Genomic DNA, 16,191 nt, shown 5'->3' with positions numbered 1-16,191 from the left:
CCTCCCTAATCATCATTCCAATCTCATTAGTACGATATGAATAGATGATTAAAGGCGTGAACCTAAATTACGTCTTCGTTTAAAAAGGGCATCCCCCTATTAGGTTATGTCCCAATTTGAGCTAATTTCCAAACTAGTACGTCCCTTAGAAACTCAGGCATGAAATACTGCTTATTCTTTGAATCTGTAATTTCTTGAAAGAGATAACCAAATGTGTACATATCAAGAGTCGCTAGCTGATAGGTTTCTTCTTCTTTAAGAGGCTTGTTTTGTATAAAAATCTCTAATTGATCAGATTGAGTATTTACCTCAATCCCTGTAAATAACATCACACCCAAAACCTTCCCTCTAAAGCCAAAACCCTTTAACTCTAATTCTGTAATTTCTTTTGATAAAGCCCTTTTTATCGTGTTCTCTAACTCCCTGCCTGTCAATTCAACGACACAAGGATTGATTGGATGTGGACAGATTCGGTGAGTGTCTGCCTTTGTGACAAGACCGTGCTCCAACGATTCAAGCAGAACGCCCGCATTCAACATGCCAATTTCCTTGCCACACCACTCCGTTACAGCGTCACAAAGCAATTGGCCAAATTCAGTCTGCTTATGCCAATCTATCATCAGTGGTTCTGAGATGGTTGCGACAGGTTCACTTAACAGTTGCACTGCTTCTACTTCGAGCCTCTTTAATATATGATCCGTTTGCGAATCTTTCGCATTCGTTTTGACATCATGTAGGACGGCATGTTTTTGTTGAATCTGCTTATTCAACTCGTTGAATTCAATTGAAATTTCTCCTAAAAAGGCTCCATGCTTGCCCGCTTGTGCGATTAACGTATTACCAATCCATTTGCCGTTTGGTAGGACATGATGGGTGTGTGCACCGATAATAACATCTATTTCATTAAATTCGGTTGCAATTTCTTCATCTTTTTGCAATCCAAGATGTGACATAAGTACAAGAATATCCACTTGCTTCTTTACAACAGGAAGTAAGTTTTCAAGTTGTATTTTGTAAGAAGTTATGTCCCAGCCTAGTTGTTCATAGGAAAGAGTAAATGGTGCAGTTAATCCGATAATGCCAATTTTTACTCCATTCTCCATCGTATGTACAGTAAAAGGAATAGACCAATCGGGGCGCTCTCCTTTTTGATCAAATAAGTTTGCAACGACCACCTGGAACTGAGCATCGTCATATAGATGATTTAATTGATCTTTTGAAAATGTAATACCTTCATTATTACCAATCGTTGCGTAGTCAACGCCAGCAGCATTCAAAAGTTCGACATTGCCTTTTCCAAACGTCGCTTCTGTTAACGGGTTACTTCTATCGGCATGGTCACCAAGATCAACATATAATGTGTTTGCATCACGATGGTGGTTGATATGAGCAACCATCTGTGACCAGTTATCAAAACAGCTATGTATATCATTCGTATGAAAAATAGTTATTTGTTTATGTGTCATCCGCTTCCTCCTTCCCGCTGTTACACGATCCCTTCATATATTAACCGAAGAGCAATCACGATTAACATGAGTCTAAAAACAATCATTAATTTCTCACTGGTTAAACGTTTATTTAACGCTGCCCCTGCTATTCCTCCAAGCCAAGCACCTGGCAAAAGAGCTAACACGTATAACCAGTTTACATTTCCTAATACCATATGTGAAACAGATCCGACCATTGCCGAGAGCAATATCATAAACATCGATGTAGCAACAGCTAAATGGGGAGGAAAATGAAAAAGCACAACCATGGCTGGAACCATCAATGAACCGCCACCAATCCCAAAGAGCCCTGACAACATTCCTACCATAAAAGCAACAGAAAGCGCAGGAAGTATGTTATAACCATATGTATATAGATTTTGTTCCGTGTCGATATACTCTCGTTCAATTCTCTTTTTTACATATGGCCGCTTCTTCAAATATTTCCGGATAAACAGGACTGTGGCCATAAGCAAAATAAAAACACCAAATAAAAGTTGAAACGCTTCTGTATCCACCAAACGATTTAACCAAGCTCCAACAACTGCACCCGGCCCACTTGCACAAAAAAAGAGCAATCCACTCTTGTAATCAACCTTCTTTTGTTTGACATAAGCAATGGTAGCTGACAAACCCGTACCAATCATAATAACAAGAGATGTGCCGACTGCTATTTGCGGGGTAATCTCTAAAATGGAATAGCTAGCTAGAAACAATAAAGCCGGAACAACAATAATTCCGCCACCCAAACCCATTAAGCTTCCGATCGTTCCGCCGATTAAACCGACTAAAGCTAAGATGATCCAGACCATTTTCACACCTACTCCTCGTTAAACATCCGTGATGCCATCTTTATTATTATCAAGAAAACAAATCGAGTTGTCTAGGTGCAAGTCCAGCATACTCTATTCCTAACATGTCAATTAGTTGCTTTGCATTTCCCGCTGCATGCCCACCAGAGTTATTATTGAAAATAATGTAAATGTCCTTCGATTGCGTTTGTAAAAGCGCAAGTCTTTCTTTCCACTCTTCTAATTCCTTCTTATTATATTCATATAAATAACGGACGTCCCGCCATGTACCATCACCCGGATCATTCCAACCATGAACATTGCGTCCATGAAAACGAATGAGCGTTTTTTGCTGATCTGTTGCTTCAGTTACAACTGGCACTGATCTTTGGCCTGCTTGCGGTTCATCGCAAATACTATGTATCCAGCCTTCTTGTTTCATAAAAAGAAGTGTTTTTTCACGAGTCTGTTCTTCAAACCACGAACGATGACGGAATTCGAGGGCAACCGGTATTTCCTTTAGTTGTTCTTTAACAAAACGAATCCACTGTACATGTTCTTTTTTACAATCGAACCAAGGTGGGAACTGACAGAGCACCATCGCTAATTTATTCGCTTTTTGCAACGGAGCTAACGACAACCGGAACGCTTCAAACATCTCCTCTTTCGATTGAAACGGATCAAATCCTTTTTGATGACCCGTCATCCCTTGAAAGGCTTTCACCACAAACCGAAAAGCCGGCGGTGTTTCACTCACCCATTTTTCCATATTCCGAAGAGGTTGTACCGCATAAAACGAGGCATCAATTTCGACAATCGGAAAATGTCCTGCATACACTTCAAGCTTCGACTGCCTTTGCGTTCCGTTCATATACAAATCATCATGATCGCCCCAGCCCGCCAAGCCAATATAAATCATCGCCACCCACCCACTTTACCGTAAATCTTCATTGACTTTATTATACCTGATTTACTACTCGGTCTCACACTCCCCGCCTCGACTTTCACATTTTCTTTTTAGGTGCCTGTCGCCCGGAATTTTATCTACTATTTTTGCGATATATCTACTAATTTTCTGATATATCTACTAACCGAACTCATATTTCTACTTTTCCCCTTCATTTATCTACTACTTTACGAATATATCTACTAACCCTTATAAATCTACGAAATCCGTCGTAGCAGTACAACGCAAAAAAAAGTGAACCTCGACTGAACGCGAGGATTCACTTTTAAGCATTACTTCTTGCTTCTATTATTGAGGAAATAAGAGACTGCGGCAAAGAGTATGACGATTAACCCTATCAAGAAAAACACATACGGATTCGTCTCTGAGCCGGCGTTCTCCTCGACCTCTTTATTTTTTTCCACATCCACATCAGCCCCAGTAACTACTTCCGTTAACTCGCCCTTTATTTCAAAAGCGGCAAACCCGGTTTCACCCGTACGCAAGCGAATGGTCCCTTCTTCTATTTGATGCTCTTCCCCTGTCCAAACGTTAAGCAAACTAACATCGCGTAATTCCTCAAATTTATAAAGAGAAGCTAGATTCAGAGTGCGGTCTACACCTTTGTTAACGATGAGCAAAAGCCTTGATTCTGCATCTTCTCTCTCAAAAATCAGCATATCATCGTTAGCAAAAATTTCAGCATAACTACCTGTTCGTAAAGCAGAATACTCTGCACGTAAAGCAATGATGTTTTTATAATGAGCGAGCAATTCTTGATCCTGCTCTTCGTCCCAAATCATCATTTCACGATACCAACGGTCTTTCCAATCTGAGTAGTCGTTATGATCTTTAGTTTGCGAAAGCCCTACCTCTGTTCCATAATAAATCATCGGTGTACCCGGTAATGTAAACTGTGTAAATGAAGCCTGTTTCAGTTTCTTAGTATCATTTCCAACTTCATGTAAAAATCTTGGCACATCATGATTATCTAAGAAAGACGTCATAATATATTCGGAGTGATAGATTTCAAGATTTTCCTGTACTAGATTACTCACATTACGAAGGGAACCCTCTTCGGCAAAAGCACCTTTAAACGTATCATGAAAACCAAAGTCAAGAGCTCCGTCTAATTTTCCTGAGTACGAATTAATTTTATTACGGCTATCCCAAATTTCACCGATAATAAGATAGTCTTTATCAAGTTGTTTAACCGCATGGCGGAAGTCGACCCAGAAGCTGTAACTTGGTCCTTTCGCATAATCTAAACGATACCCGTCAAATCCTACCTCTTCTAACCAAAACGGAATCACTTCATTTAGCATATAATCTCTGGCTTCATCATGATCGTTGTTAAGCTGAGGCAAAGATTCGATGCCATAGAACGCTTCATAAGAGCCATCTTCATAAAAAGTATACCAGTCATAATAAGGACTTTCTGACCCAAGCGCTAGCGCATCTTCGAAAAATGGATGCAAATTTGAATTGTGATTAGGAACCATGTCATAAATAACTTTCATGTCACGACTTTTTGCGTCTGATATTAATTGTTGAAGCAACTCAAGCGAACCAAAATTACGATCAATATTTAAGAAGTCCATGGGATGGTAACCGTGTGAGTAAGGTCCTTCAAACACAGGAGATAAATAGATCGTGTTCACACCTAACTCTTCAAGGTAATCTAGTTTTTCTATAACCCCTTCAAGATCTCCGCCCATCCAGTCCTTTAACGCTTCCTCTAACCCGACTTCATCCGCATCGACTGTATCATAGTTGTTGTCTTTGTTTCCGTCTTTGAAACGATCAACAAAAATATGATAAATGACCGCGTCTTTCGCCCATTGCGGCGACCTGAAATCATCTACATAATAAGCAAATTCCGTTGCTTCACGAGCCGTTAAGCTATTTGTATCAGCAAACTGTGAGCCTTCTCCCGCTTCGTTCCAGACGTCGATTTTATATTTTACAGGTGTTTCATTTTCTTGAGCTGGGATTATTCCCTCAAAAACAGAGACAAAGCCTCCCCTGTCTTGTTCGTTTGTTTGAACTAAAGTGAGCTCAGCCGTTTGGCCAACTACCGCATTCCCTCTTGCGCCATCTGGAGAAGCTCCGTCTGTTGTAAAATAGATTGCACCATGTGTAATCGGACCATGGTGTTCGATTTCAACAGAAATGACGACATCATCATTCTCGGTTGGAATAAAAGGAGAATGATTAAAGTCGTGAACTACATTTGTTGCAATCGGAATACCCGTCCAACCTTCAACTTTATCTTCAATCAATGTTCCGGTTTCTGAAAAAACAGCGGATCGGTTATCCGGATTCATTTCTTGATACAAAATATCTCCTAACCCATAACGATATTCAAATGTTTCACCAGGATTTCCTTCAACCGTTAGCGAATAAAGACCATTCTCCTCTTTCGTCATCTCCGTTGTAGTATAAGTGAAATTATTTAAATTAGAGGCAACAGTCACCACAACCCAATCAGGAGTTCCTTCTGGCAATTCAAGCTGAAGGGTTAATTCTCCTTCATAATCAACAGCCGGACGAACATCTACCCTTCTTTCATCCTGTGGATAAAAAACAAATTGATATTCACCTGCTTGAGCGGTTGTAAACTCTAAATTTTCGCCTGGCATCCACTCACTATCGTAAACGAATTTATACTCTACATTCTGTCCACCAGGCAGATTAATAGGTTCACTGACCCAAGCACCTTCACTTTCATCAAACACAAGCGGATGGTCATAACCATCCCAAGTTAACGGAGCAACACTCCCCCGCAATACAACGTTTTCGTACCCTCCGTCCTCAGCACTCCATTGGGCAAAACCAACTTGCGCAAACGTTGGCACAAAAGTGGTCAATAAAATCAATAAACATAAAAAAACCATAGATAAACGCTTCATCATTTATCCTCCTTATCCCTTTTAAAATAGAAAAAAACGCTTACATTAAATCTTACTAGTAAAATAGGTTTATTGCAATGGTAAATAGCTGGAGTGAACACCGTTTACGAAATCGTTTGCACTTTAAATTACCTACACAAGCTTATTTTGATATATTTCGCATTCAAAATTGAGAAGATTCAATAACGGACATTTCTAAGTAGGTAAAATACCGACTAAGAATGTACTTAGAGATAAACAGGGATGGTCTGAAAAATTTGTATGATTCTGTCGATACATAAGTTTAAAATCTCATCTAACAGGTATACAGTAAATGAACGTTACTAACAAAGGAGGAGATAGCATGAAAAAAACGACAAAATTCATGACACCTATTCTGGCAGCAGGTATGGTTTTCGGGTTTTCGAGTTTATCCCCTAGTGCCGCGTCAGTAACGACCATTGAGGAAGGTGATACACTTTGGAGTATCGCGCAAAATCATCATATGACTACGGAGGAGCTAATGAACATCAACCATAATTTAAACCCAAATAGCCTTCCTATCGGTACAGAGATTTTGCTAGAACGAGTAGATGATGACAATTCAGATGAAGAAAAAGTCACACACACCGTTCAGCCTGGTAACACTCTCTGGAACATTGCCAATACTTATGATGGGGTGACTGTTGAGCATCTTATCGTTGAGAATATTGGTATAGACCCTTATGCTTTACCAGTTGGCTCCCAACTGACCATTCGAAGCTCAGATGGCTCTGGAGACTCCGTTACACACACAGTACAACCGGGTAATACTCTTTGGAACATTGCTTCGGTCTATAATGGTGTAACCGTAAACGATTTAAGAGAAGCTAATCCAAATGTGAATCTATTGGCATTACCAATAGGATCAACACTTACTATTCCAACCTCATAATAAAAAGTTAAGAGAGGATGACTTCAGGTCATCCTCTCTTTATCTCTTCTCTTTAATTAATCTTTCTTCACAAGCGCACTTCGATTTGGTGCTTGGGGCGGTTGTTCTAACCAACTGCGGTTTATCATGATTTGTGTTCCATCTTCGGCAAAAAGTAATACCTCTTGAATGATCCGATTATAGGTTACTCCAATATCACGACGTGGACTTGTCCCCATACTCGTTCCGTAATGACTCACTGAAGCTCCCGTTAAGACCGTTGCGTGAAACATCATAAGCTTGTCTGAGAAAGTTTGAGTTGTTGAAGTCGTTGGCATCGTATCCCAAGTCATTGGCGATGGAAGTTCTGACTCACTTAAAGCTGATCCGAAAATCTCAATATGCTTTGCTGCGATTTCCTTCGCTCTCACAAAATAGTTAGCAACTTCCTTATCAGTTGTCGTTTGACTAAATCCAGTTACTAATGATTTACCGATTTGATTTCTCTCGATATTAAAGAATAAATTCATGATCTCTACTGCATTTAACGGCCTTCTATCTCCAAACCATCCATTCAAGAAGCTTTGGTGTTGAACAAAATCAACTTGCTTAGGCATTTCTATTTGAGGCGGACGCAAAAACAATCCCTTAGAGAGTAAAGTAGATGAGGTTCGTTCAAATAACTCCATTGAATGCTCTACGCATTTTCTAAAAAAATCTCTCACATCTTTACGAGCCGAGGTTGCTAAACAAAGCGTGAAGCTATTTCCACCAATCTTACCCATGTTATGTAGATACATCAGATAGAACGTATCAGAATACAGTCTTGGAGCAGATAAATTAACATCTGTCTCGACATTAAATCCTTGTGGAATAGCTGCATTTTCCTCTTTAAATAAACCCTCAATAAACGCACAATGCTCTTCAGAAAGCTTTAAAGCATACTCAAGAATAACTTTTATTTCATCATCATCTATGTGTTGTAAAAATTGATTAAACATGCAGATCGCCATTGAATCATTCATGTAAGTTGTCCATAAATCACCAAGCTCTGACGACGTGATCTGCACTTTTTTGTTACCAGGCTGCATTCTAGTTCCGCCCTCCTATAAGTGCTTACTAATATAGTACCCCAGAAATTAACGGAGTATAACTAAACATATGTAAAGTAGCGCTCTGAAAGGATACGAGGCTCGTTTTCCTTGCAGTCTTCAATTTCGTGTAAGGACGATTTTATTAGATTTTCTTTCATTTAATTTATGAATTACGTTTCAATTGATTTTATAAAACGTCTTACATCTGCTTATGCTCTTAAACTTGACAATAAAAAAAAGCACCGCAATGCGGCGCTTCCTTGTAATAATCATTTTTAATTAACCGATAGAACCTTCCATTTCGAACTTGATTAGGCGGTTCATTTCAACAGCGTACTCCATCGGAAGTTCTTTTGTGAACGGCTCGATGAAGCCCATTACGATCATTTCTGTTGCTTCTTGCTCAGAAATACCACGGCTCATTAAGTAGAAGAGTTGATCTTCAGATACTTTTGATACAGTAGCTTCGTGCTCAAGCGTAATGTTGTTGTTTAGAATTTCGTTGTATGGAATTGTATCAGATGTTGATTCGTTATCCATGATTAATGTATCACACTCGATCTTCGACTTCGAACCAGCTGATTTGCGGCCGAAGTGACAGATACCACGGTATGTTACTTTACCACCATGTTTAGAGATTGATTTCGATACAATCGTTGATGAACAGTTTGGTGCAAGGTGATGAACTTTCGCACCAGCATCTTGGTGCTGTCCTTTACCTGCGATCGCGATAGAAAGGATTGTACCTTTTGCTCCTTCACCACGCATGATAACAGCTGGATATTTCATCGTTAATTTTGAACCGATGTTACCGTCAACCCATTCCATTGTAGCACCAGCATCAGCTACTGCACGCTTTGTTACTAGGTTGAAGATGTTTGGAGCCCAGTTTTGGATCGTTGTATAACGGCAGTAAGCATCTTTCTTAACGATGATTTCAACAACCGCACTGTGTAGTGAGTTTGTTGAGTAAACAGGTGCTGTACAACCTTCTACGTAGTGTACAGAGCTGTCTTCATCAGCGATGATTAACGTACGCTCGAATTGACCCATGTTTTCTGAGTTAATACGGAAATAAGCTTGTAATGGCGTTTCCGTTTTGATTCCTTTTGGTACGTAGATGAAAGATCCTCCAGACCAAACCGCTGAGTTTAAAGCTGCGAATTTGTTATCTGTTGGCGGAATAATCGTACCAAAGTGCTCTCTGAAAATTTCTTCATGCTCTCTTAAGGCCGTATCTGTATCCGTGAAAAGAATACCAAGGTCTGTAAGCTCTTGCTTCATGTTGTGGTAAACAACCTCAGATTCATACTGAGCTGAAACCCCTGCAAGATACTTTTGCTCTGCTTCTGGGATACCAAGTTTATCAAATGTATTTTTTATTTCTTCCGGTACTTCATCCCAAGATTTTTCCGATTTCTCTGATGGCTTAACATAGTAAGTAATGTCATCAAAGTTTAATTCAGCAAGATCCCCACCCCATTGTGGCATTGGCATCTTGTAGAATAATTCTAATGATTTTAAACGGAAATCTAACATCCATTGTGGTTCACTTTTCATGCGTGAAATTTCTTCAACGATTTCTTTCGTTAAGCCACGCTTTGAACGGAAAATCGAGACATCTTTGTCTGAGAACCCGTATTTATATTCTCCGATTTCAGGCATTTTTTTAGCCATTTGAAACCCTCCCTTATCATTTGTGTATCTAGGTTGCAATGGCTGGTCAGCTGCTTGTAACAAGGTTAAAAGCAGCTGTTCTCATTGCTAAAACTATTGGTGATCGTTAATTCCCTTTTCCATCGCTTTCCACGCCAAAGTTGCACATTTAATACGAGCTGGAAATTTAGCGACACCTTGCAAAGCTTCAATATCACCCAAGTCAAAGCGGTCATCGTCATAATCTTTTCCAAGCATCATGTTTGAGAAAATTTGTGACATTTCAACAGCTTCTTCTAGTTTCAAGCCTTTAATCGCTTGAGTCATCATAGAAGCGGAAGCTAAACTGATCGAGCAACCTTCACCACTGAACTTTGCAGCCGTAACTTTTCCATCTTCTACTTTCATTTGAAGTTGAATACGATCTCCACATGTTGGATTGTTCATGTTTACGGTAACCGTTTCTTCTTCAAATTCCCCGCGATTACGAGGATTTTTATAGTGATCCATTATTACCTGTCTGTAAAGGGTATCAAGATTAGAAGACATCTCCAAAGTACTCCTTTGTTTTTACTAGTCCTTTGTAAAGGGCATCGACATCTTCTTTTGTATTATACAAATAGAAGCTAGCACGAGCCGTCGCTGTTACTTCAAGCCACTTCATCAGCGGTTGAGCACAGTGGTGACCTGCGCGTACTGCGATTCCTTCTGCGTCAAGGACCGTTGCCACATCATGAGGATGGACGTCATCTAAATTAAATGTCACAACTCCAGCTCGGTGTTTCGGACCGAAGATCGACATCCCATCAATTTCAGACATACGTTCAATCGCATAGCTAGCAAGTTCATGCTCATGCTTAGCAATCTCATCTAATCCTACCTCTTGTAGAAAGTCTATGGCAGCTCCTAGTCCAATAGCACCTGCAATAATTGGTGTACCCCCTTCAAATTTCCAAGGAAGCTCTTTCCATGTTGAATCTTGAAGACCAACAAAGTCAATCATTTCACCACCAAATTCAATTGGCTCCATCTTTTCTAGCAGAGCTTTTTTACCATAGAGTGCTCCTATTCCAGTCGGACCTACCATCTTATGACCTGAAAAAGCAAAGAAATCACAATCAAGATCTTTTACATCAATCTTCATATGTGGTGTACTTTGAGCTCCGTCCACGACCATAATGGCCCCATTACGATGAGCAATTTCCGCGATTTCCTTAATCGGATTAATCGTTCCGAGCACATTTGATACGTGCATCACCGAAACAATTTTTGTATTGTTCGTAATAGTTGTTTCCGCATCAGCTAAATCAATCGTACCATCTGGCTGAAGTGGCAAGTATTTTAACGTTGCTCCTGTTACTTTCGCAACCTGTTGCCAAGGGATGATGTTACTGTGATGCTCCATCATGGAGATGACAATTTCATCTCCTTCTTTAAGGTTATCGCGACCGTAACTTCCGGCAACTAAATTAAGTGCTGTTGTTGTCCCACGAGTGAACACAATTTCTTCAATCGAACTAGCATTGATGAAGTTACGAACCTTTTCACGGGCTCCTTCATATCCATCTGTTGCAAGTGTTCCAAGCGTGTGAACCCCACGGTGAACATTTGAGTTGTATCGACGATAGTAATCATCAATAGCCTCAATGACTTTTAGTGGTTTTTGCGAGGTAGCCGCACTGTCTAAATAAACAAGCGGGCTGCCATTCACATCTTGGTTGAGAATCGGAAATAATTCCTTAATCTCCTTTGCATTCATTAGCGCACTTTCCTTTCGATCGCTTCGCGCATACGCTCCTTAACAGATTCAATTGGTAATTGTTCCACAACTGGCGCTAAGAAACCATGAATAACTAAGCGCTCCGCTTCTGTACGTGAAATACCACGACTCATTAAGTAGAACATTTGAAGTGGATCTACTTGACCAACAGAAGCAGCGTGTCCTGCAGTAACATCATCTTCATCAATAAGAAGAATCGGGTTCGCATCTCCACGAGCTTTTTCACTTAGCATTAGAACACGCTCAGTTTGAACACCATTTGATTTCGTTGCACCATGCTCAATTTTTGTAATACCGTTGAAGATTGCAGTAGCTGCTTCACGCATTACACCATGCTTCAGGATATGACCTTCAGAATGCTTACCATGGTGGAAAATTTGTGTTGTGAAGTTTTGCTTTTGCTCTCCGCGACCAATTGTAACAGTTTTCGTATCTGCCCAAGAACCGTCGCCAACAAGATGCGTTGTATTTTCTGAAACCGTATTTCCATCGTTCATTTGACCAAGTGCCCAGTCAATACGAGCGTCTTTATCAACGTGACCACGACGTACTACATAGGTTGTCACATTGCTACCAAGGTTATCTACTGCACCAAAAGCAATTTTAGCTCCTGCTTTAGCATATACTTCGGCAATGATATTAGCGACAGCCGATCCTTCACTTGAAGAAGTATAGTTTTCTACATACGTAACTGAACTATTTTCTTCCGCTACCACAATTACATGATTGCTTAGTACAGCATCAGGAGTTTCTAAAGAAAACACCGCTTGTAATGGAACTTCTACATGAACATTTTTAGGAACATAGATGAACGCTCCACCATTTAAAAGAGCTGCATGTAGAGCCACTAGACGGTTTTCTTCCGGCTTTACTGCTTCTCCGAACAAGAAAGGCTTCACAAGATCTGCGTGTTTATGAACAGCCGTTTCAATGTCAGTAAAGATAACTCCTTTTTCAGCTAACTCAGCATTTGTTTTTGAGTAAACTGCTGTTGTATCTTGTTGCACTAATAAGTTTTGTTCAGCTGTTTCTTCACCAATTAAAGCTTGGATTGCTTCTGATAGAGCTTTCACTGAAACGGCCTTTGGCTTTTTATTCATATCAAAACGAGTTTGAACAAAATTCCACTTATCTATTTTTGTTTTATCAGGCTTTGGAAGCTCTGCTGTTTCAGATAGCTCTAAGCCTTTTAATCGAATGTCGCGTAACCATGCTGGTTCATTGCGTCCATTCGAGAATGATTCAATTTGTTCTTTTTCGAACAATCCTTTTGTCTCGACTGACATACATACCCACCCTTTACTATTGTACTCTCGTTAAACGAGTCGTTTGTTTATTGTTTGTGCCTGACTTAAGCTTCTTGGTTTGCTTCTACACGCTCGTCTTCAATACCAAGCTCAGCTTTAATCCAGTCATAACCTTCTGCCTCAAGACGTGCAGCAAGTTCAGCACCACCAGATTTAACAATACGACCTTGCATCATTACGTGTACTTTATCAGGTGTGATGTAGTTAAGTAAACGTTGGTAGTGAGTGATAATTAAGCAACCAAAGTTCTCACTGCGCATTTCGTTTACACCTTTAGAAACTACTTTAAGCGCATCGATATCAAGACCAGAGTCAATCTCATCAAGAATCGCAAATTTCGGCTCAAGCATTAATAATTGAAGAATTTCATTACGCTTCTTTTCTCCACCAGAGAAACCTTCGTTTAGGTAACGGTGTGAGAAAGACTCGTCCATATCAAGAACGTCCATTTTCTTGTCTAATTGACGAATAAACTTCATAAGTGAGATTTCGTCGCCTTCTTCACGCTTTGAGTTAATAGCTGAACGTAAGAAATCAGCATTTGTAATACCACTAATTTCACTTGGGTATTGCATTGCTAAGAAAAGACCAGCTTGTGCACGCTCGTCAACTTCCATTTCAAGTAAATCTTCACCATCAATCGTTACTGATCCACTAGTGATTTCATATTTAGGATGACCCATGATCGCAGAAGCTAAAGTAGATTTACCTGTTCCGTTAGGTCCCATGATTGCATGGAATTCTCCACCTTTGATTTCAAGGTTGAAATCTTTTAAAATTTCTTTTCCTTCTACTGATACGTGTAGGTTCTCAATTTTAAGATGTGGTACTGACATTACAATGACCTCCAATGTATTGCTTTATCTATGACAAAGCTACTTTAATTTGTTTAGTTTTTTGATTCTCAATTTATTCTCATTCTAATCTTATAACAAATCTATTATAAGTTCAAGGAAGAGACAGCAGATAAAAACTATTAATCCTATGCTTATAGTACTAACATTTTCTACCATCGTATTTGTGCTTTTCATGGCGCATCTATACTAAGTATGTACAACATTTCAGACAATACTTAAAATAAATATTTTACATAGAAAAAAGTAGCACCACAAGGTACTACTCAATAATAATTTTATCATATTTAATTTGATCTAGCCAAATTGAGCGGCAATTTTTTTACTAGCTTCGTAATCTTTTTCACGTTGTTTCTCGATTTGAATTCGTTTTTCTAAGCTACGTTCATACTCAGAATAACTAATCCCATGAGCTTGTTGCATTCCTTTTTCCATTTCACTTGTTACATCCTTGTTTCCTTCTAATGAATGGATACTGAATCAACCCTTTCTCGTTTTGTCATAAACAATCGTATCATAGTAAGAAAATATGACCAATGTTGAAAAAACGAGATCTGAACGGATATACGGTTGTGAGAAGCGATTATGTATTGTCAGAAAATTTACCAATACAAATGCTAATAAATACTCCCTTATTGAACTTGGGAACCGTTTCCGCCTAATTCAGTTAAACATTCTTGAACAAGTGTTACTGCTTGACTCATTGCAGCTCCTCCACCAAATGCAGCTGTTACACCAACCGTTTCAAGAATCTCTTCTTCTGTGCAACCTTGATCTAAACAGCCCTTTGCATGATAGATGATGCAATACTCATCTTGAGAATAAACACTAATACCTAAAGCGATCATCTGCTTTTCTTTTTGAGAAAGTTTCCCTTCAGCAAAGCAAGCTTCTGTAAAAGCATTGTATTTTCTTGCGATTTCCGGCATTTTTTGTGTGAAGTTCCCTAAACCTTGCTTATACTCATGTAACGCTTGTTCAATTGGATTATTTTGTTGATCCATTATAATGGCCCCCTTATGTCAAAATGTAACAATGGTAGTATTTGTTGCACTAGAGGGGTTTATGCAAGACGATGTTTAAAAAGTGGAAAGTTGTGTTTGGTTCTTTTCAATGTGGACACAGGATACCTTATTTCATATAATCCAGCTTCTTTCCCTGCCTTCGCCGACACAGGGTTCCTTATCAGCCAGATTTACTTGCTCTACCAGCACTTTTTCAACCAATAAGGTACCTGGGGGCCGCTCTCGCCTTCAAAATACCCTATTTCTCAGCAATAAGAGCTCCTGTGTCCTCCCACATTGCGGTGCGGACTCACGATGCCTTATTCAACCTAAACCAGCTCCTTTCTCTACCTCCGCGGACACACGGTTCCTTATCAGCCAGATTTACTTGCTCTACCAACATTTTTTCAACCAATAAGGTACCTGGGGGCCGCTCTCGCCTTCAAAATACCCTATTTCTCAGCAATTAGAGCTCCTGTGTCCTCCAACCTCCTCTCAAAGCAGACTCACTATAATTTTATTCAACTAAAAAAAGCACTTGGATTATGTCTTAATCCAAGTGCTTCCTCGTCAACCCAAGATATAAAATTAATTATTTCACTAACGGAATAACAGCACCGTTATACGTTTCAATAATAAATTGTTGAACTTCTTCAGATTGAAGAACCTCGACTAATTTTAATAATTCTGGACGGTTTGCGTCTTCAGAGCGTACAACGATCAAGTTAGGTTGTAGTACGTCTTCGCCTTCGAATGCAATTCCGTATTGGTCGATGTCAACTCCACCTTCAAGTGCGTAGTTTGTATTAATAACAACTGCGTCTCCTTCACCAGCTTCAAAAGATGGTGCAAGCATTCTAGCTTCTACTTGAAGCTTATCGAATTGTAGGTTTTTCGGGTTTGATGTGATATCTTCTACTGTTGCTAACACGCCTTCTTCAACACCAAGCTCAATTAAGCCATAACGCTCAAAGATTGGTAAAATACGACCGTGATCGCTAATCGAGTCACTCATGATGATAACCGCTCCATCAGGAAGCTCATCTAAGCTCTCAAATTCTTTTGAGTAGATTCCAATTGGTTCAGCATGAACAGATCCAATTTCAACAAAATCATAGTCTGGGTTTTCGTCCATTTGTCTAGCAAGGTACCCTGGAGTTTGGAAATAGTTTGCATCAATGTCTTTGTCACGTAGTGCTTGGTTCGGTAAAATGTAATCTTGGAACGTTTGAATTTTCAGCTCAATTCCTTCTGCTGCAAGTAGTGGTTGAATAAACTCAAGAACTTCTGCATGAGGAACTGCTGATGCACCTACTACGATTTCTGTTAATTCTTCTTGAACTACTTCTTCACCTTCAGGCGCTTCTTCTCCTGCTTGCTCAGCTGCTTCTTCCTCAGCTGTACCGCATGCTACTAATGATAGAGATAGTGCGGCTGCACCAATGATACTTAAAAACTTTTTCATTTT

At 39.6% G+C, this 16,191-nt stretch carries 14 protein-coding genes; 1 reads left to right on the top strand and 13 read right to left on the bottom strand.

Annotated features, from left to right (window positions below; all coding sequences use genetic code 11):
- Positions 1-104: 104 nt before the first annotated feature.
- The 4 genes from JCM9157_RS01035 to JCM9157_RS01020 form a co-directional block, all read right to left on the bottom strand.
- Positions 105-1,466 carry a bifunctional metallophosphatase/5'-nucleotidase gene (locus tag JCM9157_RS01035; protein WP_035661129.1) on the bottom strand — a complete coding sequence of 454 codons (1,362 nt, stop codon included), beginning with the start codon at positions 1,464-1,466 and terminating at the stop codon, positions 105-107.
- Positions 1,467-1,486: 20 nt separating this feature from the next.
- Positions 1,487-2,299 carry a sulfite exporter TauE/SafE family protein gene (locus JCM9157_RS01030; protein ID WP_035661127.1) on the bottom strand — a complete coding sequence of 271 codons (813 nt, stop codon included), beginning with the start codon at positions 2,297-2,299 and terminating at the stop codon, positions 1,487-1,489.
- 49 nt (positions 2,300-2,348) lie between these two features.
- Positions 2,349-3,197, bottom strand: coding sequence for a DUF72 domain-containing protein (locus JCM9157_RS01025; protein WP_035661125.1), 849 nt, complete (start codon positions 3,195-3,197; stop codon positions 2,349-2,351).
- 320 nt (positions 3,198-3,517) lie between these two features.
- On the bottom strand, positions 3,518-6,136 hold the full coding sequence (locus JCM9157_RS01020; protein WP_052012866.1) for an alpha-amylase family glycosyl hydrolase: 2,619 nt from the start codon (positions 6,134-6,136) through the stop codon (positions 3,518-3,520).
- Positions 6,137-6,479: 343 nt separating this feature from the next.
- Here JCM9157_RS01020 and JCM9157_RS01015 point away from each other — a divergent pair, with 343 nt between their 5' ends.
- Positions 6,480-7,049, top strand: coding sequence for a LysM peptidoglycan-binding domain-containing protein (locus tag JCM9157_RS01015; protein ID WP_035661124.1), 570 nt, complete (start codon positions 6,480-6,482; stop codon positions 7,047-7,049).
- A gap of 56 nt (positions 7,050-7,105) precedes the next feature.
- On the opposite strand, the gene JCM9157_RS01010 is transcribed toward JCM9157_RS01015, so the two are convergent.
- From JCM9157_RS01010 to JCM9157_RS00975, 9 genes are all read right to left on the bottom strand, one after another.
- The gene (locus JCM9157_RS01010) at positions 7,106-8,119 is read right to left on the bottom strand and encodes a DUF3231 family protein (RefSeq protein ID WP_035661121.1); all 1,014 of its coding nucleotides are present in this window, start codon (positions 8,117-8,119) and stop codon (positions 7,106-7,108) included.
- Positions 8,120-8,401: 282 nt separating this feature from the next.
- Entirely contained in the window at positions 8,402-9,799 is a 1,398-nt protein-coding gene (sufB, locus tag JCM9157_RS01005) for a Fe-S cluster assembly protein SufB (protein WP_035661119.1), read from the bottom strand.
- 93 nt (positions 9,800-9,892) lie between these two features.
- Positions 9,893-10,327, bottom strand: coding sequence for a Fe-S cluster assembly sulfur transfer protein SufU (gene sufU, locus JCM9157_RS01000; protein ID WP_035661117.1), 435 nt, complete (start codon positions 10,325-10,327; stop codon positions 9,893-9,895).
- Positions 10,317-11,537 carry a cysteine desulfurase gene (locus JCM9157_RS00995; RefSeq protein ID WP_035661115.1) on the bottom strand — a complete coding sequence of 407 codons (1,221 nt, stop codon included), beginning with the start codon at positions 11,535-11,537 and terminating at the stop codon, positions 10,317-10,319. The genes sufU and JCM9157_RS00995 overlap by 11 nt, the downstream gene beginning before the upstream one ends.
- Positions 11,537-12,844: a Fe-S cluster assembly protein SufD gene (sufD, locus tag JCM9157_RS00990; RefSeq protein ID WP_035661114.1), complete on the bottom strand. Its 1,308-nt coding sequence runs from the start codon at positions 12,842-12,844 to the stop codon at positions 11,537-11,539. The genes JCM9157_RS00995 and sufD overlap by 1 nt, the downstream gene beginning before the upstream one ends.
- A gap of 65 nt (positions 12,845-12,909) precedes the next feature.
- Positions 12,910-13,701, bottom strand: a complete 792-nt coding sequence (gene sufC, locus JCM9157_RS00985) for a Fe-S cluster assembly ATPase SufC (RefSeq protein WP_035661113.1) — start codon at positions 13,699-13,701, stop codon at positions 12,910-12,912.
- 315 nt (positions 13,702-14,016) lie between these two features.
- The gene (locus JCM9157_RS24825) at positions 14,017-14,154 is read right to left on the bottom strand and encodes a YuzK family famiily protein (protein ID WP_162831745.1); all 138 of its coding nucleotides are present in this window, start codon (positions 14,152-14,154) and stop codon (positions 14,017-14,019) included.
- Between the two features lie 197 nt (positions 14,155-14,351).
- The gene (locus JCM9157_RS00980; protein ID WP_035661111.1) at positions 14,352-14,723 is read right to left on the bottom strand and encodes a carboxymuconolactone decarboxylase family protein; all 372 of its coding nucleotides are present in this window, start codon (positions 14,721-14,723) and stop codon (positions 14,352-14,354) included.
- A 592-nt stretch (positions 14,724-15,315) separates the two neighbouring features.
- Entirely contained in the window at positions 15,316-16,188 is an 873-nt protein-coding gene (locus tag JCM9157_RS00975) for a MetQ/NlpA family ABC transporter substrate-binding protein (protein ID WP_035661110.1), read from the bottom strand.
- Positions 16,189-16,191 lie beyond the last annotated feature (3 nt).

Origin of the sequence: Halalkalibacter akibai JCM 9157 (assembly GCF_000513135.1) — a bacterium.
GTDB lineage: Bacteria > Bacillota > Bacilli > Bacillales > Bacillaceae_D > Halalkalibacter > Halalkalibacter akibai.
The sequence above is the reverse complement of the archived record's forward strand: the minus strand, read 5'-3'. Positions and strand labels throughout refer to the sequence as shown.